General features: G+C 80.0%; 1 pseudogene. It reads right to left on the reverse strand.

What is annotated here, in order from left to right:
* Nucleotides 1–345 precede the first annotated feature (345 nt).
* Nucleotides 346–1,006 (reverse strand): annotated as a pseudogene (locus tag ABT381_RS35840) (hypothetical protein); the annotation flags it as partial.

The raw sequence follows: 1,006 nt of genomic DNA on the forward strand, positions 1-1,006 counted from the left end.
GCGGCTGCGGCTGCGGCTGCGGCTGCGGCATGATCGTTTCGTCCGGCGTTTCCGAAGGTGCCGGCCCGGGTGCCGCGCCGGGCGCCGGAGACGGCCGCGGCGCTTCGGCCCGGCGGCCGGTGGTCGCGTCGGAACGGTCCTCGTGGTGGGGCCCGGAGGCCGTGCCCTCGTTCATGTTCTCCCCACAGTTCGCCCGCGTGCGGAGCCGCGCGCCCCCCTGGGCGTGCTGATGGCGCGATACGCGGCCCTGCCGCGATTCAACCAGGTTCGCGGCGGGCGCGCGCAGGGCCCGGTGGCTGTCGGGCCCTGGTGACGGCGGAGGCCGGCGCGCGGCCTGACGCTATGTCAGGGAGCTGCCGAGGCGCTCCGGGTCAGCAGCGGCCGCTTCGGCTCCAGCGGAGGCAGCGGCGCCGCCGGATACGGCGTGCCCGTCGAGGCCGGGGAGGCGAGCGCCGAGGGCAGCGGGCCGCGCCCGGACGGGCCCGCCGAGCCGTCCGTACCGCCGCCGGCTCCGGTCCCCGCGCCGGGGAGCCCGTGCGAGGCACCCGCCGACGTCCCCGCAACGGCGCCCGTGCCTCCGTCCGTGCCGAGCCCGGAGACCGCCGCACCGGACCCGGAAGGACCGGACGAGCCGGGGGCTATCAGGGGGCTCAGGCGCGCGCTGCCGTCGCCGGCCAAGGGGGAACCGTAGGTGACCGGGAGGGAGGCCGCCGCGGGATAGAACTCCGCCGACGCCGCGGCCGGCGTGGACCGGCCCTGCAAGGCGCCGAGCAGCGCGTCCCGGTCCCGGGACCCACGCCCCGCACCCGGCCGCTCACGCCCCACGGCGCTGCTCGCTTCCGCCGCCGGCGAGGCCGTCAGCGGGCTGTTCGCGCCCCCGCCGCGCCCCGCGGCCGTGTCGACCGCCGCCTCCAGCGGCAGCGCGCCGCTGAGCGCGAAGGCCGCCAGGGAGACCGCGCCCGCCGCGGCGAATGCGAACCGCCGCCGGGGCGAGCCCGCGCCGGGG

This window comes from Streptomyces sp. NPDC000151 (assembly GCF_040301705.1).
Taxonomy (GTDB): Bacteria; Actinomycetota; Actinomycetes; order Streptomycetales; family Streptomycetaceae; genus Streptomyces.